The sequence below is a fragment of the Winogradskyella alexanderae genome, assembly GCF_020166335.1.
Taxonomy (GTDB): Bacteria; Bacteroidota; Bacteroidia; order Flavobacteriales; family Flavobacteriaceae; genus Winogradskyella; species Winogradskyella alexanderae.
Map to the genome: position 1 here is coordinate 191791 of NZ_JAIUJR010000004.1, position 24046 is coordinate 215836.

The 24046-nt window shown below is 34.9% G+C and carries 15 protein-coding genes; 2 read left to right on the forward strand and 13 right to left on the reverse strand.

Going from position 1 to position 24046, the window contains the following annotated elements; genetic code table 11:
- Positions 1-141 precede the first annotated feature (141 nt).
- The 6 genes from LBU54_RS08155 to LBU54_RS08180 all read right to left on the reverse strand — a co-directional run bounded on the left by LBU54_RS08155 (position 142) and on the right by LBU54_RS08180 (position 5814).
- Complete coding sequence (locus LBU54_RS08155; RefSeq protein WP_224528163.1) at positions 142-1089, reverse strand: carbon-nitrogen hydrolase family protein; 948 nt, start codon at positions 1087-1089, stop codon at positions 142-144.
- Positions 1089-1991: a geranylgeranylglycerol-phosphate geranylgeranyltransferase gene (locus LBU54_RS08160; protein WP_224528165.1), complete on the reverse strand. Its 903-nt coding sequence runs from the start codon at positions 1989-1991 to the stop codon at positions 1089-1091. Before LBU54_RS08160 ends, LBU54_RS08155 begins: the two co-directional genes overlap by 1 nt.
- Positions 1992-2058: 67 nt before the next feature.
- Complete coding sequence (locus LBU54_RS08165) at positions 2059-2988, reverse strand: mevalonate kinase family protein (RefSeq protein ID WP_224528168.1); 930 nt, start codon at positions 2986-2988, stop codon at positions 2059-2061.
- A gap of 24 nt (positions 2989-3012) precedes the next feature.
- Entirely contained in the window at positions 3013-4086 is a 1074-nt protein-coding gene (gene mvaD, locus LBU54_RS08170) for a diphosphomevalonate decarboxylase (RefSeq protein ID WP_224528171.1), read from the reverse strand.
- A gap of 145 nt (positions 4087-4231) precedes the next feature.
- Entirely contained in the window at positions 4232-4543 is a 312-nt protein-coding gene (locus LBU54_RS08175; protein ID WP_224528173.1) for a DUF1697 domain-containing protein, read from the reverse strand.
- A 62-nt stretch (positions 4544-4605) separates the two neighbouring features.
- Positions 4606-5814: a BaiN/RdsA family NAD(P)/FAD-dependent oxidoreductase gene (locus tag LBU54_RS08180; protein WP_394370855.1), complete on the reverse strand. Its 1209-nt coding sequence runs from the start codon at positions 5812-5814 to the stop codon at positions 4606-4608.
- A 27-nt stretch (positions 5815-5841) separates the two neighbouring features.
- On the opposite strand from LBU54_RS08180, the gene LBU54_RS08185 reads away from it, so the two are divergent.
- Positions 5842-6660, forward strand: coding sequence for a hypothetical protein (locus LBU54_RS08185; RefSeq protein ID WP_224528179.1), 819 nt, complete (start codon positions 5842-5844; stop codon positions 6658-6660).
- Here LBU54_RS08185 and LBU54_RS08190 read toward each other — a convergent pair.
- Both LBU54_RS08190 and LBU54_RS08195 read right to left on the reverse strand, forming a co-directional pair.
- Positions 6657-10346, reverse strand: a complete 3690-nt coding sequence (locus LBU54_RS08190; RefSeq protein ID WP_224528181.1) for a metallophosphoesterase — start codon at positions 10344-10346, stop codon at positions 6657-6659. The two genes, LBU54_RS08185 and LBU54_RS08190, sit on opposite strands and share 4 nt — an antisense overlap.
- An 81-nt stretch (positions 10347-10427) precedes the next feature.
- Complete coding sequence (locus LBU54_RS08195; RefSeq protein ID WP_224528184.1) at positions 10428-11990, reverse strand: protein adenylyltransferase SelO; 1563 nt, start codon at positions 11988-11990, stop codon at positions 10428-10430.
- A 106-nt stretch (positions 11991-12096) separates the two neighbouring features.
- Here LBU54_RS08195 and LBU54_RS08200 point away from each other — a divergent pair, with 106 nt between their 5' ends.
- The gene (locus LBU54_RS08200) at positions 12097-13302 is read left to right on the forward strand and encodes a Pycsar system effector family protein (protein ID WP_224528187.1); all 1206 of its coding nucleotides are present in this window, start codon (positions 12097-12099) and stop codon (positions 13300-13302) included.
- On the opposite strand, the gene LBU54_RS08205 is transcribed toward LBU54_RS08200, so the two are convergent.
- The 5 genes from LBU54_RS08205 to LBU54_RS08225 all read right to left on the reverse strand — a co-directional run bounded on the left by LBU54_RS08205 (position 13299) and on the right by LBU54_RS08225 (position 23997).
- On the reverse strand, positions 13299-15671 hold the full coding sequence (locus LBU54_RS08205; protein WP_224528189.1) for a GAF domain-containing protein: 2373 nt from the start codon (positions 15669-15671) through the stop codon (positions 13299-13301). The genes LBU54_RS08200 and LBU54_RS08205 overlap by 4 nt on opposite strands.
- 183 nt (positions 15672-15854) lie before the next feature.
- On the reverse strand, positions 15855-17975 hold the full coding sequence (locus LBU54_RS08210) for a glycoside hydrolase family 97 protein (protein WP_224528191.1): 2121 nt from the start codon (positions 17973-17975) through the stop codon (positions 15855-15857).
- 2 nt (positions 17976-17977) lie between these two features.
- Positions 17978-19657, reverse strand: coding sequence for an alpha-amylase family glycosyl hydrolase (locus LBU54_RS08215; protein WP_224528194.1), 1680 nt, complete (start codon positions 19655-19657; stop codon positions 17978-17980).
- 1 nt (position 19658) lies between these two features.
- Positions 19659-21554: an alpha-amylase family glycosyl hydrolase gene (locus tag LBU54_RS08220; RefSeq protein WP_394370856.1), complete on the reverse strand. Its 1896-nt coding sequence runs from the start codon at positions 21552-21554 to the stop codon at positions 19659-19661.
- A 7-nt stretch (positions 21555-21561) separates the two neighbouring features.
- Complete coding sequence (locus LBU54_RS08225; protein WP_224528196.1) at positions 21562-23997, reverse strand: TIM-barrel domain-containing protein; 2436 nt, start codon at positions 23995-23997, stop codon at positions 21562-21564.
- Positions 23998-24046 lie beyond the last annotated feature (49 nt).

The following is a 24046-nucleotide window of genomic DNA, read 5'->3' on the forward strand; positions in this document are numbered from 1 at the left end:
CTTTTGCATAACATTTAACCATGTTATTTGCAGTGCAAAGGTATTATATTCATGGAGATGTATTTAAAACTTGATAGGATATTTTCAATATTCTGCCTTACTAAACTTAATAAAGTGCAACTGCGGGAAACAACAAATACCTTACTTTATTTCAACAGTAGTTTGCCTATCTCTATTAACCGTTAATTTTGTAACATCTGGCCTAGAGTAATGTCCAACCGGATCAAAATTTTGGCGCTCCTCTAATACCCTATTAAAGTTAATAGATTGAATAATTAAACCCTCTTTATTAATTACTGGCTCTACAATCCATTCACCATCTGGCCCGGCTATACAACTACCTCCATTTGTTAAGGTATCTGGTGCGTTTTTAATGATTTCTTCAAAATAGGGTGTATCTTCAGGGAAATCGGACTTAGTCATTAATGCTGAAACTGAAACTACAAACGACCGTGATTCTCTAGCAATAAAACGTGTGATATCCTTTGTATTGTGATCGCTCCCGGGCCAAACTGCAATATGTAGGTTTTCTCCCTGACCATAGAGTGCAGTTCTAGGTAATGGCATCCAATTTTCCCAACAATTCAATCCACCAACTGTAAAGGCCTTTAATGAGTGTACTTGCAGACCATGTCCGTCTCCTGCTGACCAGGTCAAACGTTCGTCATAAGTTGGTTGTAGTTTTCTGTGAACGGACTTTATTTCGCCCTCTTCATTGATGTACACTAATGAGGCATAAATGCTATGACCTCCTCTATCTAGTGGACGTTCAATAATGCCCAAGTATACAGCAATGTTATGTTTCTTGGCCAATTTACATATAGAATCCAACTCATTTCGTTCAATACAAATAGCATTATTAACATAATAAGCGTGTAAAGATTTGTTTAATTCGGTGTTCCATTCTGCACCACCTGTAAGTGCCAACCAAAAAGGATATCCGGGTATTAAAGCCTCTCCAAAAACAATCAGTTCGCAATTTTGACTTGACGCATCCTTAATAACGTCTTCAACCTTTTTCAAAGTTGCTGTTTTATTAAGCCAAACTGGTGCAATCTGCGCCATTGCTATTTTGAGTGTATTCTTCATTATATTCGATTTAAAACAATTGAAACATCTATTAATAAAATTGAAAACACACCAGCTACGATTATTAATTTAAGAATATTATGCAATAGCAAATAATGGGTTTTCTTTTTCGACTTCCACAGTATTACAAGGTATATAAACAATAGGAGTACTGCTAAATAAAAGAAATAGTACATGTGGCCAATTTCAAAGTAGCGGACTAAAATAAACGCAGTTGTAATAGTCAAAAGTGCCACTATAGACAACATGAATTTAGATATCTTCTCACCATGTACCACAGGTACAGTCCTGTAATTTAATGCCAAGTCACCTTTTATATTTTCCAAATCCTTAGTTAACTCACGCATGGACACCAGTAAAAATAAGAAGATTGCGTGGGCAAAAACCACCATTTCAAAATTTCGATAATAAATAAATATGGCAAAAAAAGGCGTTACTGTGAGTATTGCAGAAACAATATTACCTACCATTGGTTGCTTCTTTAGACGATGCGAATACATCCAAATTGCCAAAATGTAAAGCGCAAAAAATACAACAGCCTTAAAGGATACATAGCTGGCAAAAATCACGGCTAAAAAGTTGAGAACAAAATAGAAGGACAGCTTTGTATTCTGACTAACCAGCCTGTCTAACATTGTTTTTTGTGGCCTATTTATAAGGTCTTTTTCGGAGTCGTAAAAATTATTGATAATGTAACCCGCTGCAATTGTTGCCGAAGATGCCATTACCAGCATTAAAAGGTTTAAATCAAGGAGTACCGATTTAACCGGTAGATGATTCGCAAATATATATACTGACGCCAAATATTGAGCTATTACAATGACCAGTATATTGTATCCACGAACAACAGAAAAGAGACTAAAAAATTTAAGTAGAATATGTTTCTGTCGTCTAGAAAGCATACATAAGAATTAAAAAAACCTCACAAATTACAAGAACCTGTGAGGCCAATGTGTTATATCATGTGCATTAAAAGTTGTAGACAACCTCTAATTTTTGCCCTTTTAATGCTTCTTTTGCCTTATCTATATTCTCTGTGAAGCCCAGAATATAGCCACCACCACCAGAACCACAAAGCTTTAAATAATAGTCATTTGTCTCAATTCCTTTTTTCCAAAGTTCATGAAAGTGAGCAGGAATCATTGGCTTAAAATTATTAAGAACTACCTTAGATAATTGTTTTGTATTCTTGAATAAAGATTTGATATCACCTCTTAAGAAGTCATCAACGCAAGCATCTGTGTGTTTAATAAACTGATCTTTTAGCATGCTTCTAAATCCTTCATTCTTCATATTTTCCATAAATATGTTTACCATTGGTGCGGTTTCACCAACAATACCACTATCTAATAAAAATACAGCGCCTTTGCCTTCCGTTTTTTGCGAAGGAATTCCTGTTGCTTCTATATTATCCTTTGAATTTATGAGTATTGGAAGGCTTAGATAACTATTTAAAGGATCTAGTCCTGAGGATTTACCATGAAAGAAGGATTCCATTGCCGAGAAAATCGCTTTTAGCTTTAACAGTTTTTCTCTCGTCAAATTTTCCAGAACCGTAATTTTGTCTGTTGCATATTTGTCATAAATAGCAGCAACTAGAGCACCACTACTACCAACGCCATAACCTTGGGGTATTGAAGAATCAAAATACATTCCAGCTTCCACATCTTTTTGAAGTGTACCAAAATCAAAAGTAACTAAATCAATATCGATCTCACGCAGATAATCGACAAACTGGATTAAACTTTGATTTGATTTTTTCGCCTTTTCGGATGGATTTTCATCAACCTTTAGTGCACCATTGTAAAAGTTGTAAGGAATGGATAAACCTTTAGAATCTTTAATAATTCCGTATTCTCCGAATAACAGAATCTTAGAATAAAATAATGGTCCTTTCATAGTATTTTAAGTTGTTGAAGCCGACTACAATTTTATTGCGCCTTCTCCAACGCTATCACAAATATAGTGACCGTTTTGGCAATATGCAACTAACTCACTCTTAATGAAGTCATAAACTTTTGATTTCTCGTTCTTTGGAAACAAAACATGAACGTTGGCACCAGCATCTAAAGTAAAGCAAATCTTTGAATTATTTTCTTCTCTATATTTCCAGATTCTATTAATAATTTCAAGGGTATTTGGTTTCATTAAAATGAAGTATGGCATACTTGTCATCATCATCGCATGAAGCGTTAGCGCTTCGCTCTCTACAATTTTTATGAATGTCTCTAGATCTCCACTAGCTAACACACCCTTTAATTTTTCTAAATTATGATGCGCTTGCGAAAAGCGTTCTTTAGCAAAAGGATGTCCAAACATTAATTTATGACCAACGGTACTGCTCACTTGTTTTTCTCCTTTGTCCACAAGCAAAATAGCATCTTGATAATCCTTAAAATTTGGATGAATCTCACCACTATATCTTACACCAAATAAATCAGAACTCTCGGTACTTTCATTTTGTCCCCAAACCACAAGCTCCCCTTCAATACTTCGACAAGCGCTTCCAGAACCCAATCTTGCCAAAAAAGAGGCTTTTCTATTAAAAAAATCCTTTGGATAATTCTCGCTTAATTCCTGCTCAATACTCATTAGGCATAAAGCTAGAGCACTCATGCCGGATGCAGACGATGCAATACCAGAGCTGTGCGGAAAAGTATTTGACGTTTCAATCTTAAAATGATAGTCTTTTAAGAAGGGGACAAAAATTTGAATACGTTCAAAAAAGGTCTGTATTTTGGGTTTAAAAGCTTCATTTTTTTCTCCTTTAAAATACACATCAAAACTAAGGCCTGATGAACTTTTCTTTGAGTATGTCACCTGGGTAATAGTCTTGCAATCCGAAAGTGTAAAGCTAATTGAGGGGTTTTCTGGAATTTGATTATCCCGTTTACCCCAATATTTCACCAACGCAATATTGCTAGGTGATGACCACTTTACGGAGCCTGATTCAATCTCAGTATTGTAGGACCTTAGAATAAAATCTTGTTCTGTCATTCGCATAAATTATGTTGCAAAAATAGATAATTTCCAAGGGTTAGACTCTGTTTCATCGGCGATTGCAATTAATTTTAGCATAGTTTTATAATTACGTGCCGTTGCGCTCATCTTTAGCTTTAGTTCAAAGTAGAGTAAATTGAATTTAGTCGCCATATCCAGTCCCGCAATAAAAATAAATGCAATAATCTGTAATGTGATAGTCTTTATTTTCATAAGTTCTTTGAAAAGCCTCATTAACAAGTTGTTTATCTGCAATTTGAGAAAGTATTGCAAAATAACTTTTTGGTATTTCAATATCATCAAAAAGACAAAAGTCAAAGATTCCTTTTAACAGTTGATTTGTTCTAACCATGACGGGAATATCAAAGTCAAAATAATCTAAAATTATATTTTTAATCTCCTTCTCCAATACCGCTGTATTTTCCTTTTGAAGAAGGGATCTGAACTCAAGCATCGGAATTTTTCAATGAACACCGATATTGATTCCCCTAAGTAAAGCTATGTAAGTTTTCATAATTAAACTGATTGGGAAACGATGTAAGCACCTGTCCATGCATTTTGAAAATTAAACCCTCCGGTTACCGCATCTACATTAATAACTTCACCAGCGAAATAAAGGTTTGATATTAACTTACTTTCAAAAGTCTTGAAATTAATTTCTTTTAAATCAACACCACCTGCAGTCACAAATTCTTCTTTAAACGTGCTTTTACCTGTCACATGAAAAATAGCTTCTGTTAACTGAATAGATAACTTTTCTAATTGTTTCTTATTCATATCAGCCCATTTCGTGTTATCTGAAACATCTGAAGCTACTACTAAATTCTTCCAAAGACGTTTTGGCAAATCAAATTGTGGTGTGTTAACTACATTTTTCTTTGCTAATTGGAGTTTAGCTGTTTTCAAAATAGACTTACAACTTTCAGCTTCATACCGAATAAAATTGATTTGAATATCAAAATTGTAGTTTCTTTTTGCTAGTTCAAGTGCACCAAAGGCCGAAAGTTTTAAAATTGCAGGTGCACTCATACCCACATGTGTTATTAGCAATGGACCATGAGACACTAAATTTGAATCTACCACCTTTACTTCAACATCCTCCGCAACTACACCTGGTATATCTTTTATACGCACATCACAAATATCAAATGTGAAAAGAGAAGGTACTGGTTTAATAATTGTATGTCCCAGGCCCTTAAGTAGATTCCAGATTTTAGAATTACTTCCTGTTGCTATTATGAGTTTATTACATGAGAATTGATTGTCCTTTGTAATAACCAAAAACATTTCATCGACTTTACTAAATGAGGTCACTGGTTGACCATATAATATCTCAACACCGTGTTTTTTGCTCTCTTCTAAAAAGCAATTGATAATGGTTTGTGATGAATCAGATACAGGAAACATTCTACCATCTTCTTCTACTTTTAATTCAACTCCTCTTTTTTCAAACCAGTCAATAGTGTCTCCAGTCATGAACGTATGAAAGGGGCCAAGAAGTTCCTTTTCACCTCTTGGGTAGTTTGTTACTAGATCTGATGGAACAAACTCTGCATGTGTAACATTACAACGTCCACCACCAGAAATTTTTACCTTTTGCAACCCCTCTTTACCACGCTCTAAAAGCGATACTGTTAAATTGGGATTCCTTTCAGCAATATTTATTGCAGCAAAAAAACCTGCCGCGCCTCCACCAATAATTATAATATCTTTGTGATTGTCCAAACGCATTAATTGAAAGGTAAAATTACTATGATATTACCCAAAAGACTAATTTTTGTTTTCCTAATAACTTTGGCATGTACTTCTTTTGGCAACTTAGAATTACTTGGTGATTTACCTAATAGTCTCCAAGAGGTTTCTGCGACAGAAGTCATCCCACAATCCGACCTTATTTGGGTAATTGAGGATTCTGGCAATGAGAACGTACTTTACGGCTTAACTCAAAATGGAGATATAAAGAAAAGTATAGAAATTTTGAATTCATATAACGAGGATTGGGAAGACTTGACCTCTGATAAATATGGAAATCTATACATTGGCGATTTTGGAAACAACAATAAGAAGCGCACTTCATTTAAAATTTATAAAATCAACTATCAAGATTTAAATAAGAAACACGCTATTCCTGGTATGATTGAATTTACCCTTCCATTTATTGATGGTCCAAAAGATTTTGAAGCATTCTTTCAGAATGGTAATTTATTTTATCTAATTACTAAGGAAAGTAAGGAGTTCTCTTTATTTACAGTGCCAAATACTATTGGAAAACACCAAGCAACATTTATTGAAAAATTTGAACTTGATGGAAAAGACGTTAGAGTTACTTCAGGAGACATAACTGAAGATGGGAATACGGTTGTGCTTCTGAATCATAAACGCGTTTGGAAATTTACTCATTATAATTTACCTGAGTTCTTTTCTGGTGAGAGAGAAAAGCTAAGTTTTAAGCACAATTCGCAGAAAGAGGGAGTTTGCTTTAAAAATGATTCTACACTTTTTATTACAGATGAACGCAATGGCTCAGAAGGTGGAAATATTTATGGTTTTAGTTTGAATAATTCAAATTAAAACCCAAAACCTAAATTAAAGGCAATACGTAGTCCGTCATCACTATTGAAAGCAGACAGATTTGCACTTAGCATACTATATGCTGTTATGAATATCCCACCTCCTATTGAGGTGTTCCATTGGTCTTCATTAAAAGATGGATCACCAACAAATTCGTCATCAATCCATACACGTCCATAATCAAATCCACCAAAAAAGCCAACATTAAATGGTAAGAAATTTGATGATTTACGTCTTAAATTGAAACGTAAATCTGTACTCTGTACAAATGCACTCTTACCTGTAAAACGTTCTCTTCTATATCCTCTTAATCCAGTGCGATCGCCTAACATGGCCGCTTGATAAAACTCAAAATCGTCACCGATATTAATATGGCTTCTAAATTTTGTTGCTAGTACAACTTGCCCTTCAGGAACAAGTTTATAATCAAAGGCTAATTCTGGAATAACATATCCAAATCCTTTAGATGTATTTGTATTGTTTCGATAGCCAGCCTCTAAACTGAATAGCATACCCAATGTTGGAAACGCTTTGTCATCCTTAACATTATAGGTATATTTTGCTTGCGCACCAAAAAAGTTCTGCTCATCAAAAAGATCTGAATCTTCATCAAATTCAGTTTCTAAATAACGTCCTGGTGTACGTTCAACTTCGTTAGACTCATACGTAATACCTGCCTCAAATGATGATCCATATTGCCCTTTCCAAATTAATGATGGCGTTACGCTAATTGTTCTTATTTTCACGCGATTAAAATCAAAATCTAGTTCGTCATTGTCTACCTCAGGGTTGGGTGTGGAATTACCTAAACCAAAATAATTAACCGCAAAATTTGGACTATTATAGTGTAAATCAAAAACCAAGTTAGAGCTTCCAATCACATTAGCAAATTCACCTTTATAATTCAAAACCAAACCACTTGTAGCGAAAAAATATCCTGCTGACAAAGTGTGTTGAGATGAAAAGGGATTTCTTTCAAAATTGAAGTTTGTAAGCACATTTGTAACGCCCAAACTAAAACCATCATCAGGATTTGCACCTATTGTTGGAACAATTCTATTGTTGCTGTTCTTTAGCTTTTTATAATTATATACATTGGTTTCATAATCATCCGTTAGTTTCCTGTTTCCTCTATTCGTAACAAAAGTGTTTTTTTTAGTCTTATGATCATAGTACTTTAATTTTTTACCGTTCTTAATGTCATAAACATCATTGTTTTGACCTCCAACCAATCTTACTTTTATAAGTTGATCTCCGTCACCATAAACATCGAATACGTCATCATCATCTAATGCATAAATCCAAATTTCTTTAGTATCTTCATTTTGGTATGTACGCCGATGGATAATATCAGCCTTCTCACCATCTTTTATTCTATAGGCAGTTACCCTAGTTTGACCATTAGGAAGGCGCTCTACATCAAACCAATCGTCTTTGTTCGTACCCTTTACAACAGCAAACTTATTAATGAGCTTATAATAACGATCTGAAATATCCTGAAGATTGCTGCGTCTTGCTTTTAACAATCTTTTAATTTCTTCAACATCTTCATCTCTCACTTCCTCGGGTACATTGAGGAAGGCCTTTTCAATAATGGCATCTGTAATATTCTCCTGTATATATTTTACCTGAGCATCCCAAACCGACTTATCAGATGATTCAATTAACGCCATATCTAGAGGATACGGTTCAACATTAATTTCTTTAACATCGACCAATACTTCATCATACTTACGAAGCAATCCTGCAGAAGGCAATAATCGAACTGCTATGTCTAATAAAAACCCGTCACTCATCTTTGAAAAGGCCTGATCACGATCACGTGGCATGGGCCTATATATTTTTTGACCATTTTCCTTAAATTCAATCCATCGCCACTGATCTTGATGTCGATCCCAATCACCGATAAGCATATCAAAAAGACGTGCTTTAATATATGATGCTTCATCTACTATAATATCCTCATCTTTTCTGATTTTCTTTAACATGTCATCCGTGCTATCAAGATCGTTTTGAAAACCAAAACTTGCCTTTTCACTGTGACCTTCGGATGTATGTTCCTCAATCATGTAAAGCTCATCACCAAAATCTTCGTTGTATTTACCAAGTGCATTTTGTTTTGGTATGTAATATAACACTGGATTGGTGTGATAAATACCAACAGCATCTGATAAATCGCCTATTATAAATGGCGCATAAGGATGGGATCCTGTAAATACGTCCATAACTAAATTTGTTGTGAAATCGTCATCTAACTTGTCTCCAATATATTTGTCCTTAAAAACTAGAGCCTGTAAGTACTGTGAAGCCTGTTTTTCTAGAGCACGCATAACATACTGTGCACCATTTTTATCCTCTAATCTTAGTGATTTTGATTGATTCCCACCTCCTTTTCTAATAGGCTTCAAGCCTCCAAATAAGGTATCAAGATTAACGGTTGGTGCTTTAACTGGTGTTGCAAACTGCTTTCTAAATCTATCTCCCCAAAGAAATTTATAAAATCCCGATTTTTCGGTATCTTCCTCTTTATATATCGAGGCTTCTACGGTTTCTGAAAACTGTGATGGATAGGTTGTAATAGTGTATTTTGGTTTTGAGAAGACTGTTGTACTATAAACAGGTTCGGTCTTTCCAGCTTCATAAAACCTTACGAATGATGAGCCATCAGTAAAAACATCTAATCGCGCATAACCATTAGCACTGTAACTGAATTTTCCATTGCCAATTAATCTGGTTGCTGAACTTTTAGAACCAGAACCACTAACAATTTGAGGGATCCCAGCTTCAACTATATATTGTAAATTATGGTCGTGACCAGAAACAAAAATTACCTTATCATTCTCTTGCGATAGACTTACAATTCGATTCTTTAATTCATTATACATTTTGTTTTGAAGGTCTACATTTGCAACTCCACCTGTCTTTCTAATTACATTTTTAATTGTTCCTAAGACAGGTAATGGTTTCAAATGACTACCAAAACTGTACTGCCCGCCGTGAGAACCATAAGTAAACATTGGGTGGTGCAGTGCAATGAGCGTAGTTTTACCTCTTGCTTTTTTTATTTCACTACTCAATTCGTCTAAAAAATCTACGCGCGTTTTAAACTCACACTCGTCATTTATGGTTGGATGCTTATCCCAATCCGTAATATACCAATGAGAATCAACTACTAATAATACAATGTCATCAGCAATTTTCACTTTTTGAATTGGACAGCCATTTTCAGGCAAGAAAGTATTTTTACCTAGTGCATCTTCAACGAATTTTTCTTGTCTTTTTAATCCTTTTAATCCACTATACCAGTCGTGATTACCTGGAATAAATATAGTTTCACCATCAAAATCTTTAACGGCATCAGTCTGTACTTTTAGTCTATGTTCTGCTAGTTCCTTGTCACCCTTTTTATTTGTAAAACCAATCGGATAAATATTATCACCTAGGAATATAGCCGTACTATTTGAAGAAGCTTTACGCAATGTAAGACTGAAGGCATCAATAGCAGGATCAACTTCTCCCATTAGAGAATTACCTGCATCTCCCAACAAATAAAATGAATGCCTAATGGTCTTTTCTGAAGGAAAATCTACTTGGGTGGCTTCAACTACTTGAAGCTTATAGGTAGCACATGCATTTATGATTAACAATAGGAAAATTAAGGGAAGGTGCCTACGAAAAACTCTCATTACATTTAATGGCTAGTGAATAGAATATAAATTTAACTAATTTTCTCACAAGACTAGTTGTTGGTCAGTTCAACCAAGAAATCAAGAACTGCAAGATAACATTGAACAACCGACTTTATGCCTCGCCCATTCTGGTCGCTTTGCAAACCATTTTTCCATCTCCGGTTGCTCATCATAAGGTAATTTGAGTAAATTAAAGAGCTCATTGATTAAACTGTAATTTTCATTATCAGCATCATCAATAGCCATTTGAGCCATATAGTTTCTTAGAACGTATTTAGGATTAATGAGATCCATGGATTTCTTGCGCTCTGAATTTGATGAGGTTTCTTGCTGTAACCTTTGATCATAATCGTTAAACCAATTATTCCATTGACTTTGTAAATTTTCATCTAGCTCCTCTAGATTATAAAAAGCATCTTTTACAATTGAGATACCGTCATTAGGTGCTCCCCTTTTATAATTTGACAATAGTCTGAAAAAAATAGTCATATCAGTTTCAATGGCTAATAACGCGTCTTCTAGAGTATTAATAAGTTGTAAGTCGATATTGCTCTTTGATTTTAATCCCAATTTAGATCGCATCATTTCTAGTGATTTCTTCTCAAATGTTGTCTTATAATCATTTAATACCGATTCAAATGGTTCAGCTTCTCTTACAAGCGGATATAATGCATTTGCCAACTGCAAAAGATTCCAAAGAGCTATATTGGGTTGATTACCAAATCGATAACGCTTATGCTGTTTGTCTGTGGTATTGGGCGTCCAACTAAAGTCAAAACCCTCCAACCATCCATAAGGACCATAGTCAATTGTCAAACCCAAAATGGACATATTATCTGTGTTCATAACGCCATGGACAAAACCTACGCGTTGCCAATGAATTATCATTTCTAGGGTACGCTCAGTTACCTCTCTAAAAAATTCTATATATACGGATTTACTTGGTTTGCCTAAATGAGTATAGAAATGTTTTATAGTGTAGTCTGTAAGTTTCTTTAAATTCCTGAAATCTTGCCTTGAGGCAAATAGTTCAAAATTTCCAAAACGAATAAATGATGGTGAAACCCTACAAACTATAGCTCCCTTTTCATATGCACTATTACCGTCATATAACATGTCTCTTAAAACCTTATCTCCCGAAAGGATCAAACTTAAGGCCCTTGTTGTTGGTACACCAAGATTATACATTGCTTCACTGCACAAGTACTCGCGTATCGAGGACCTTAATACAGCCAAACCGTCTCCTTGCCTCGAATAAGGTGTCTCTCCAGCTCCTTTAAGCTGTAACGCCCATAACTTATTATTATGTTCAATTTCAAATAAATTGATTGCCCTTCCATCTCCTAATTGTCCTGCCCAACTACCAAATTGATGCCCAGCATAGGCCATAGCATAAGGATGGGTATTTGGATAGACCTTCGCACCAGAAAAAATATCCAAGAACGTTTTTGATTGTAATTCATTCTTTTCAATTCCTAAATCCTTTGCCAACTCGATAGAAGAATGTATTAACCTTGGGTTTGACGGCTTCTTTGGTGAAACAAACGAATATGCCGCACCCAATACTTGTCTTCGGGAATTTTCTAAATTCTTATCGGAAGGGAGTTCTGTATTAAACGTATCTGAAATACTTAATTTCACTAATAGTGTAATCTCTATATTAAAAAATCGACCAAGAGCTAAGTTACTAATTAGGCATTATTTGGAACATAAATTATTCTTAAATTAGCATTCTAGCGAAATTTCTATGGAAAATATATTGTCAGACGTTGAAAGTTATGTTACCAAATATCTAAATGAAAATTTAAACCCTAATTTTGTTTATCACAACCTAGCACACACACAAAGAGTGGTTGAAAAAGTCATTGAACTTGCTGAAGATTGTGATATTACAGAAGATGAAAAACAACTTTTACTAATTGCGGCATGGTTTCATGATACAGGATTCGTCAAGAAAATAGATGGACATGAAAAAGAGAGCGTTAAAATTGCTAAGGCGTTTCTTTCAGACCATAAAATGCCACAATCTGATATAAATGCTATTTCGCAAATAATTTTGGCTACCGAAATGACTTATGAGCCTAAAACTAAACTAGAAGGCATTATAAGAGATGCTGATTCCGCACACATTTCGAGCAAAAATTATGAGGATTACGCATCGCTTTTGCGCAAGGAATGGGAGTTAACCCTTGATAAACATATCACAAAGGATGAATGGCTACAAGAAAATGTTGATTTTTTTACCAACCATACCTTCAATTCTCCAATTGCCGCAAGCAAATGGGAGAAAAGAAAGAGTAAAAATCTTGCGTCACTTATCCAAAATCAAAACAAAATAAAAGCAAGAACAGCAAAACTTAAACAAAGAAAGGCTGAACTTACCTTTAAAAAAGAAAAACTAGATTTACCAGATAGAGGTATTGAAACCATGTTTAGAGTCGCTTTAAGAAATCATATCACATTAAGCGATATAGCAGACACAAAGGCCAATATTTTATTATCCGTAAATGCTATAATTATATCTGTTGCTTTATCTAATCTTCTCCCAAAACTTGATAATCCATCTAACGATTATTTAATTATACCAACTTTAATTTTCATGGCATTTACAGTTGCCTGCATTGTACTTTCCGTATTGGCAACACGACCAAATGTAACAAAAGGAGAATTCACAAAAGAGGATGTAGCAAACAAGAAAGTAAATCTTTTGTTTTTTGGAAATTTCCATCAAATGAAACTTGAAGAATTTGAATGGGCCATGGAAGAAATGATGAAAGATAAAGACTATCTTTATGGCTCGTTAACAAAAGACCTCTATTTCTTGGGCCTTGTACTGAACAGAAAATACAATCTACTCAGAACAACCTACAGTGTTTTTATGGTGGGTATCGTAATTAGTGTTATTGCCTTTGGAGTTTCTTTTATAATGTCCGAAACAGCAATTAGTGCTTAATGACTAATTTCTTTCATTAAATCATTATACGTATAGAAGTCTTTATCGCTACTATCTTTATGATACAGTACACTAACTCTAATTGCCTTTAGGCCAGTTACGGCTTGCAAATCTTGTAACTCAAGTATCTCAACATCATCATCTAAGTAATTTTTAGATTGAAGGAACTTGATGTATCGTAAATACTCCTCTTCATCTTGTTTCTGAGAATAAACTATACTTATCTTTCCCTTTTTCGTTACGCGTTCTTTAGTGCCCTTTATAAAAGCTTTATCTACTCGTTTTTTCACGATTTCATATCTAGCATTATAAGTACCATCTACATCGAACTGCTTTTCGTCCATTCTAAAACTAATAGATAATGGCTGGTTGAATACTAAAATCATAGAGGCAACATCTAGCTTTACTGGCAAGTCTGATTGCATCTGATAATACGAATTTTCCATTTCGCACATTATCTGCAACTGCCATAGCCTAAGATTGTACAGGTAAATAGGACTAAAGCTATCTTCTTTTGTTATGGATTCTCCAATGTACATGTTGTGCTCTACACCATCTGTTTTAAATCGCTCAAAATAATGGGGATACATAGCCTGGGCATCAACTTGTTTTTCGTCAAGAATCGTTGCCATATGTTTATTGATTGACGCTATGGTTTCATCGTAATTTTTACGATGCTCATACACTGTACCTACCTTGACGTCTAAGGAATTAAAATACTGTTCAATTTCTTGTTCCAATTCCTTACTTGTTTTAAAATGCTCTAAAACAGGGGTTAAATCATCCTTAATGAAATTATTAATTTGTTGCTCACTATCAACTTGAAAATTATGTTCTAAGGACTCTAACCATTTATTTATCTGGTACAAATACTGCTCATATATTGGCAAAGGCTCATGTTCTAATGCGTTTTCCATAATAGATTTCAACGCAGTCAATTGTATGGTAAGGTCTAGTTTTGTAGCATTATTTCTTGCTTTAGAAGACCCTTTTATATCAATTTGACCAAATAATGGGTAAATATCATCAAATACTATCTGGTTGAAATAAGGTTCTTTACCGTTATATTGATCCTTTATATACTGTCTTGCTTCTTGCTCAAAACGCCAATGCACACTCTGGTGGATTGATGTACATTCTTGTTGAATGATGGCATCAATGAGATTTTCTTCTTCACTCTTTGAACGCTCAACAGCAGACACAATAAATGGCATAACATCAACCAATTTATTCGCATTGATACTATTTAAAACTTGAGGTTTTTCAGACACTATTTCCAAAATACCCATTAAGCCCTCTTCATTGGCAATAGGAGCAAAAATGGCACTATTAATATTTTGTTGGCGCAAGGTTTTAATATGTGGCGCCTTGCCTTGCGACTTTTGATAGGCCTTTTCTACATTGGAGATAGAAAAATATTTATTTTCTAAAAGAAGCTTATTATATGACCATTTGCACAAAGCGTCTGCACATGAAGAAACCTCCTGATTGTTGAGTAAAAAACTATTCATCCCAGCACCATGAACACGCTCAAAGGTATCTTCGTCTTTATTATAAATTGAAAATCCAACTTTAATATTTTTAAGCCCTAAAAGAGACCTAAAAATATTATGGAAATCTTCCATGAAGCCTTCATTCTTTCTTTTTTCTTCACCAATTAAAGATGATTTGATATTAGATATTGACTGGTCGTCTGTAACGTCAAAAATATTTGAAATCACAAAGCCCTTAAAATCATAACTATGAGGTGGAAATTTCTCTTTCCATATGTCAATATTTTCAAAATTATCTAAGAGCTCAGCATAATCTTCATCCGTTATTTTTGGTGCATTTTCATTAGGAATAATTTCTATAAAATCTGCATTATATAATATTTTGTAGTAACGCATAATTCCATTTGCATCAGGTATCTCATAAAAAAAAGGACGCTTAAAATTAAGATTGTAGCCATAACAAAAATTTAATATGATTGTACATGCAACAATATACCTTTCATCGGTTGGCATATTTTTAATCTGTAGTTCAAAATCCTTACCTGCAGTTTCAAGGATATTCTTAAATCGCTCTGAAGAATTAAAAATTACATTTAAAAATGGTACAGATGCCGTTTTTATCTCATTTAGGGTTAGAACTGGACTAAAGGCATCTTGTAACAAACCTTCAATATTCCTTTCGTGCTTTTTGAGTAAATCTAAATCACTAAAACCTTCTCTAAGTATTGGATTTTCTTGTGCAATTTTCAATACCCTACGTGCATTGGCGGCAATAAAATCATTGTCTGCCTCAATTAATTTTTCATATTGATTTAAAAATTTATTGAAGCTTACCTTAATGATAAATGGTGAATCTAAACCTTTATTAATATCCATAGTGTTTAAAGTATTGGTTTATTGCAATTGGTTAATCAATAGTCGTTTGTCATTGGACTATCTTACACCAAATCAATTCTAATATCGGAATCTTATTATTTAAAAATCCATATTGCCTTTGAAGAACCTTAATTAATTCAAAAAATGAAAGAGCGCAATAGTTTCCTATGGAATTACAATTACTTAATTCTTCTCTTTTAGACTCAACGCAAATCCTCCACCCTCAGCCAATTTTACCTTTAACTTAGTTTGGTTGGTGATTGCCATAGCTTCAATTTTTATGTCAAGAGGATTATTATCCCAATGTGCATTGTCACCGTCTTTATAAAGTATAGCCTCATACATTTGATTTTCATCTAAAAATTCAAAGTCTATTTCTAAAGTTACTGAATTTTCGTCCGTTATACCTCCAACAAACCAATTTCCTGTCTCACGTTCTTTTCTAGCAATTGTGACATAGTCGCCCACGGCTCCATTTAAAACAATAGATTTCTCCCAATCTACACCTACATCTTTTATAAATTGTAATGGCTCTGGGTTAGCTTCATAATGTTCCACTAAATCAGCTGCCATTTGTACCGGACTGTATATTACAACATATAATGCGAGTTGTTGCGCAAGTGTTGTATTAACTTGGCTCTCCTCTTTGTACTCATTAAACTTTATATTGAATATACCTGGCGTAAAATCAATGGGTCCTGCCAACATTCGTGTAAATGCAACTGTAGGCAAATGGCTTGGAGGATTTCCTATCTCAATAGACCAAGCGTTAAATTCCTGACCGCGTAAGCCTTCCCTTGAAATTGCATTAGGATATGTCCTTCTCAGGCCAGTTGCTTTTATAGGTTCGTGCGCATTTACCGCAACTCTATATTTGGCTGCTTTTTCTACAGCGTTGTTGTAATGGTTTACCATATATTGACCATGATGATACTCTCCATCAGGCAGGATCTTCCCAACATAACCAGATTTTACTGCATGCATACCATATTTTTCCATCAGTGCATAAGCCGTATCCATCTGTTTGGTATAAGTCTCAGTTGCTGCAGAAGTCTCATGATGCATAATTATTTCTACTCCTTTAGATTTTGCATAAGCAGTAACTTCATCCAAGTCATAGTCTGGATATGGCGTAACAAAATCAAAAACACCTTCACGATCTGGAAAACCAATCCATCGTTCCCAACCAGTGTTCCATCCTTCAACCAATACACCTCCTATGTTATTTTCTGCAGAAAAATCAATAAATCGTTTCACGTTTTCTGTAGTGGCGCCGTGCCGACCGTGTGCCTTACCTGTGTCCACCCATTTACCGTCTACTTGCTCCATACCATAATCCCACGAGGACTTACCCAAGTGCATCTCCCACCAAACTCCTGTATATTTCATTGGTTTAAACCATGAAACGTCACCAATCTTATTAGGTTCGTTAAGGTTCACAATTAGATTAGATTCTATTAACCCTGGTGCATCTTCAGATATTTGAATTGTTCTCCAAGGCGTATCGAAAGGCAAATTACGTTTGACCTTATACTCAGTATTTTCACTGCCTACAAGAATACTCTTAAACTTTAGGTTATCATTGTCAACACCAAGTGTCATGTCTGAGTAATCAATTAAAGCGGCTTCATGAAAACTTAGATGCAATCCTTCATTACCAACTAAGGTAGTCGGCGTATTAACAGCATTATTTGGAATATATGTTTGGGCAAGATTTGGATGGTCTCGCTTACTAATTGCGTCTATCTCAGAAAACTTGGTCTCGGAATATAAATGCTCATAAATATCCCAATCTCCTGGAATCCAAAATGTCTTGTAGTCTTGTGTGAGATTAAATTCTGTGTTTTCCTCTTTGATTAGGGCTTCTGTCCAACCTCCTTGTTCAGGAAATTCATATCTAAAACCAATGCCGTCGTCATAAACTCTAAATACCACATTAAGTTTTCTCTTAAGTTCAGAGGTTTCCTGCAATTCAACTGTTAATTGATTAAACTTATTTCTAACATCAATTTGTTCTCCCCAAGGCATTTGCCAGGTTTCATCAAATTTGGTAGCAGTAGCTCTTACTATTTCAAGATTCTTATCAATTGCCGATGCATCGGTAAACTCGAATCCTAAATAAGACGTATCTATTACTACTTTGTTCTTAAACTCTACACCATAATAAGGGCTTCCTAAAGAGTTTACATTAAAACTTACCTTTATATCAGTATCTGGTGATGCTACTTCTACCGAACTCATTTTGTTCTCTGAACATGCCAATACCATACAAATTAATGCAGCAATTAAAAATCTTGTTTTCATAATTATAATTTTTCTAAGAGTACTATTTGGTAAGGAGAATCTATTATTACTCTACCGTCTTTCACCTCAGTGGTAATATCTGCATAAGCATCTCTAATTGTATCACCATTCTTAAACAACTTTGAGACGTCAATAGATTTTGCTCCCGTGTGAACATCTATGCCAACCACTACAATATCTTTATAATTGCCTCTTTGGAAACTTCTAAAGAAATAATACGGCTGTGAGGTAATCATCTGGTGTTTACCTGCGCCAATGGATGGATGATTAGCTCTAAACTTACCTATTTTTTGCCAATGTTCTAGAATATCATTGGTTTTTTCGTCATTGCTTGCTTTTTCCCAATCTATTACAGATCTCAAATTTGCATCACCTTGCGCGCCTTCAACTTCTAAAATTCGTGCAAGTTCATCGCCGTAATATACTTGTGAAGCACCAGGAGATAGAAGTAATTTTGTTGCTGTTTCATATGGCTTCTTGCGTAATGCGTCAAACGGGCTTCCATCATCATGTGAGCTCATGTAATTCAAAATACTGAAACCCTTTAAGTCTGTTTGCAGCTTATCATCATACATGGCAAACATATTTTGAATTTCCATCTGCTTTGCATTCCACTTAAATTCAAAATTTATTTGCGCCGTGAACATATCATCAAAATAATTCACTTTTTTATCGCTAAAGTCAAAAGCCTTGCCTGCAGAAATACCATAGTTATAAACTTCCCCTACCAAATAAAAGTCGTTATCATCCATAACCTTGTCAGGATTGTTCTTTTTAAATTCCGAAAAGGCATAATCGCATTCTTTCTTAAATTCCTCCCATACATAAGGCTCAGTATGCTTTACGGTATCACAGCGATACCCATCTATACCAAACTCCGTAATATAATCTGTTAACCATTTCATTATGTAAAAACGAGGTGCTCTCGGGTGACCAGTTCGTTTAAAAAAGTCATCTAATTCTGCCACTTCTTGTTCATATCTTCCTTCAGATTTCCATTTTTCAACTAACTGAGGTGGTAAATCGACTTCTTCGTTAGATTCAGTACGAATATCTGGGAGATTGGCAACCAAAGTACAGGTAACTGTATTTTCATAATTATCATACAAACATTGTTTATCCGTTCTCACCCATCCTTTTGGCCATACGGGATCTTTCTCTGTAACCGGACCTGTATGATTAATAACTGCATCGAGTACAATTCTAATACCTTTAGAATGAGCTTCCTTTACCAACTCATGTAAATCCTCTTTTGTTCCATAATTTGGGTCTATAGCTGTCCAGTCTTTTGTCCAGTAGCCATGAAAACCATAAGAAACTCCCGTACCCTCGTCTGTTGCACCGTGAATTTGTTCAACTATTGGCGTCATCCAAATGGCATTTATACCTAAATCTGTAAAATAGCCTTCTTTAACTTTTTGTGTAACCCCTTTGATATCGCCTCCTTCAAAACCACGTAATTTTCCAGGTTCTTTAGTTCTATCAAAATTTACATCATTGGTCTCATCGCCATTATTAAAACGATCGGTAAGTAAAAAATAAATATTTGCACCTTCCCAAATGAAAGGGCTATCGGTAGATATATTGCCTAAACTATCATCTTTTTGTAAATCCTGACTTGTTGAATTCTTACACGTTAAAATAAAAAGACAAAAAATTGAGGTTAAAATAAGTTGCTTCATTTTATTGGTTGATTTTTAGGATAAATGATTGAAGAGGGCCTATGTCAATTCTCGCTTGTGCTCTTACCTCATCTACTTTTAATGTTGAACTGTATTGATTATAAAGTTGGTCTTCTAATTCAAAGTTTCCATTTTGTAAACCAAGTTTCTTTACCAAGTCTTCAGGCAATTGAAGCTCAAAACCATAGGTATTATAAGCATTGAAATTAGAAATGACTATTAGCTGCTCGTCTTCACTCCATCTTACAAAAGACAATACCTTATCATTATACCATTCTGTGTTTTGTTGGTTATATAAATGGATGTCCTGATAATTGCCCATTAAGGCAGAACTATTTATAGTAAAATTGAGTAATCGTTTGTAGAAATCCCTCAACTCCAGTTCCTCAACTTTAGACTGACCGCCATCAAACGCTTTATTGTTTACCCATCTTACTAGAGAAGGCACAGAACCATAATCAAAAATGGATGTACGTGTTGGATCACCAAAACCTAAATCTTCAGCGCCTGATTCTCCAAATTCTTGTGCAAAATAAATCATTGTAGGAGAAGTTGTCGAGGTTGCAGAAACCACCATAGCCGGTTTGCCTCTATTTGCATCACCTGCAAAATCCGGACTTGCAATGCGCTGTTCGTCGTGATTTTCTAAAAAATGAAGCATGTGATGTTCAATATCTGATAATTCATCAAAAATAGGCGGAATATTATCTGTTTTACCATGACCTTGCATCACGTGCTTTAATGTGTCATAAAGTTGAACCTTATCATATAAATAATCCATTTTACCCTTCTTGATGTAATCTCTATATAGGTGCGGTTGATACACCTCAGCCAGCAAGAACGCTTCAGGGTTCTTGATTTTTATATTGGAATTCATGTAGCTCCAAAATTCTACTGGAACCATTTCTGCCATATCAAAACGGAAACCATCAACACCTTTTTCAATCCAATACAATGCAATGTCTTTGAATTTTATCCATGAGTTCGGAACCGTCTTATCTTTCCAATAATTATAATGTGCTTCGTAATCTTCATTTTCATATCCTTCTGGTAATTCATCAAAGTCTTTTTTACCATCAGGACTAATCCCATAATTAACTTTTATCGTTTCATACCAGTCATTAACATTTGGTTTAGAGGCTCGTGATCCATTACCTGTCCATTTCGCAGGATTTTCATCAAATTTACCATCTGCCAAAGGATGTTTTTCGCCTCCTAGAGGAAGGTAGCCATTTTGCCAATCAGGTACTTCAAATGCTTCTCCAGGATTGTAATAAAAGTTGTTATTTACCTTATAAGTTACAGAGGTATCATCTTCCGCACCAAAATCTGTTGTGCCTTCTGGATTGGTTAAACTCTGATAGTTACGGGCAACATGATTTGGAACTATGTCGATTATTAGCTTTAAACCGGCTTTATGTGTACGTTCAATTAAGGCTTCAAATTCCTCTAACCGATTCTCAACATTTTCTGCCATATCTGGATTTACATTGTAATAGTCCTTGACGGCATATGGTGAACCAGCTCTTCCTTTTACAACATCAGGATCGTCATTTGAAATGCCATATTCTGTATAATCTGTAATAACATCATGGTGAGGTACACCAGTATACCAGATGTATGTAACGCCTAAATCCTTTATCTCGTTTAGTGCCTTATCTGTAAAATCGTTAAACTTTCCTACTCCGTTTTCTTCAATTGTTCCCCACGGCTTATTTGTGGTATTTGTGTTTCCAAACAAGCGTGTAAAGACTTGATAAACAACTTCTTTTTTCTTCATGTTCTTCTTAATGGATTCAATATTTACGGTTGAATTGTCGTTGTTTTTTGATTCATTGTTACAACCAAATACCAGTACGAAACCTAATGCTAAAATGACAAAATTTTGGTGTTTCATTTATGGATTATTTTCTCAATTTTATTCTTAATTGTTTTTCTTGTTTGGTGTCCCAATTTATGTTTAAAGTTAAGGTCTTATTATCAGAATTGTAAGTCCCATTTGCCTTTTCATTATCAAGTTTAATTTTTTTAGGCAACTTTTCTAAATTGTGAACGATAAGTTGAATATATTTTGTCTTTGCTTCATAGTTTTGGGCTGTATCTGCTTCAAAATCTATCTCTAACCAACTTCCCTCTATTTCGGATTCAAACTCTAATATCTGATAGTCTTCATTTCTTATAGAATTTGGAGATGTACCATCATCAAAATAAAACGCCCGCTCTGACTCATCAATTAACGGATCATGATAATAATGTAATTGAATGTAATTATCGTCATACTCTTTTACAGACTGCATGGGTTTTGCCAAAGGAATAAACGACCCAGCCCTTGCATAAACAGGAATAAAACTCTCATTTAAGGTAATTGTCTTTGTCTGACCGCCTTCAATAATTTCATCGGTTTCAATATCAAACCATTTTGAACCTTCCGGGAAATAAACTTCTTGTGACATCTTACCAGCCTCTAAGACCGGTGAAACTAAAATATCATCACCCCACAAATAGGCTTTAGAGTAATTAAGTAGCTTATTATTATACGGCTCCTCGAAAAACAAAGGTCGCATTAGTGGTGAACCTTCGATATGGTTTTTCACCATTAAGTTATAATTATATGGCAACATTCTGTAGCGCATTTGAATGGCAAAATTTGCCAACTGTTTTGCTTTTTCGCTCCTGAAAACAGGCTCACTAGCAACATCTTCATGCGCATGTGGTCTAAATATTGGTTGAAAAACACCATACTGTAGCCATCGGACATAAAGTTCATCGTCCAAGTTTGCACCTGCAAAGCCACCTAGATCACTATGCATATAGGCAATACCTTGCATACCCATTTGTAGCGCAATTTCTACTTGTGGTTTTAATCCGCCCCAACTTCTACTTACATCACCTGTCCAAGGAATCATACCATAACGTTGTGAACCAGAGTAACCTGCTCGCATCAAAACAAAAGGCCTTCCATTTGGATTAGACTCTAAGCTAGCTTCATAGACAAGCTTGGCCCAATTGTGACCATAAATATTATGAAGTTCATCAGCAGTTCCTGTTTCAAAGTTTACCCAATTTGGTAATGCCTCTGGCTCACCTAAGTCGCCCCAAAATCCATTCACGCCATAATCAGATAATTCTTTATAAATGTTTTTGAACCAAGTTTCGCCCTTAGGATTAAAAATGTCAATAATACCGCCCTTACCAAAATAGAATTCAAAAATTGCTGGATTACCAATTGAATCTTTAGCTAATAAATCTTCTTTTATGGCTTCATCCCATTTATTAGACGTCTGTAAAACATAGGGTTCTGTAATTAATGTTGTTTCTACATTTTGGGATTCAAGCACTTTAATCATTTGTTCCGGATCTGGAAATGAATCCTTATAGAATTCAAAGTTTCCGAGTGTTCCTTGTATTTCTTTGCCAAACCAATACAAGTCTATTATGACAGCATCTACCGGTATTTCTTCATCTCTAAACTTTTTTATTGTATTGAGCGTTTCATCTTGAGAATGATATCCGAATCTACTAGAAAAATTACCTAGTGCCCAACGTGGCAACAATGGTTGCTTACCCGTTAGATCTGTATAGTTTTCAACTACATCATACCATGAATTCCCTGCCACTATTTGATAAGTCTTACGGCCTGAAAGCGTTTCGTAAGTCAGGGTGTTATTATTAGCACTATCTAAATCTAAATAACCAATTGTAGAATTATCAAAATGAATTAGGTATTTATTGGAAGACAACACCACAGGAAGTGTATAGTTTAATAATTCGCTATATGATTGATAGCCGTAATGGGCGCGGTTATACAATGGTAGTCGATATCCCCTTCGGTTCATTCCTAATGCTCTAGAGCCTGCGCCATAAAGCACCTCATCTTTGGTAAGGTTAAATTCTATTTTCTCAGATTGGTCCGCAATAATGTGCTCCTTAACCAGATCCATGGGTTGGTGTTTGCTTTTGTAGTATCCTCTTTTTTCTGAAATTAAAGGATCACCGTCATAGGTATAATTTATTTTAAATGGATCTGTTGTTACAGTTACACTAATGCCCTCTGTGCCAAATGTTATGTTATTTCCGACGTACTTATAGGTCGTTTCTACCTCTTTTGGTATCATTACGACTGCGTGAGATTCATCCATTTGGCTTTCACCTTCTGGTAAAAAAGTTGTTTCTAAGATGTCATTTGAGTAAAACTTAAAAATATACTTGCCGTCATTAGTAGTCACTGAAAATATTCCGTTCGCCTCGGAATGTGACTTGTAAGTTCTATCTGGATTCTGGCCTAATATGCTTGTAAAAGCAAGTACTATAAATATAATGCTGAGATTAGACTTTGTCATTTGTTTTATTTTAAATTTTAATCCGTAAATCAAAATGTCAATTATTGAT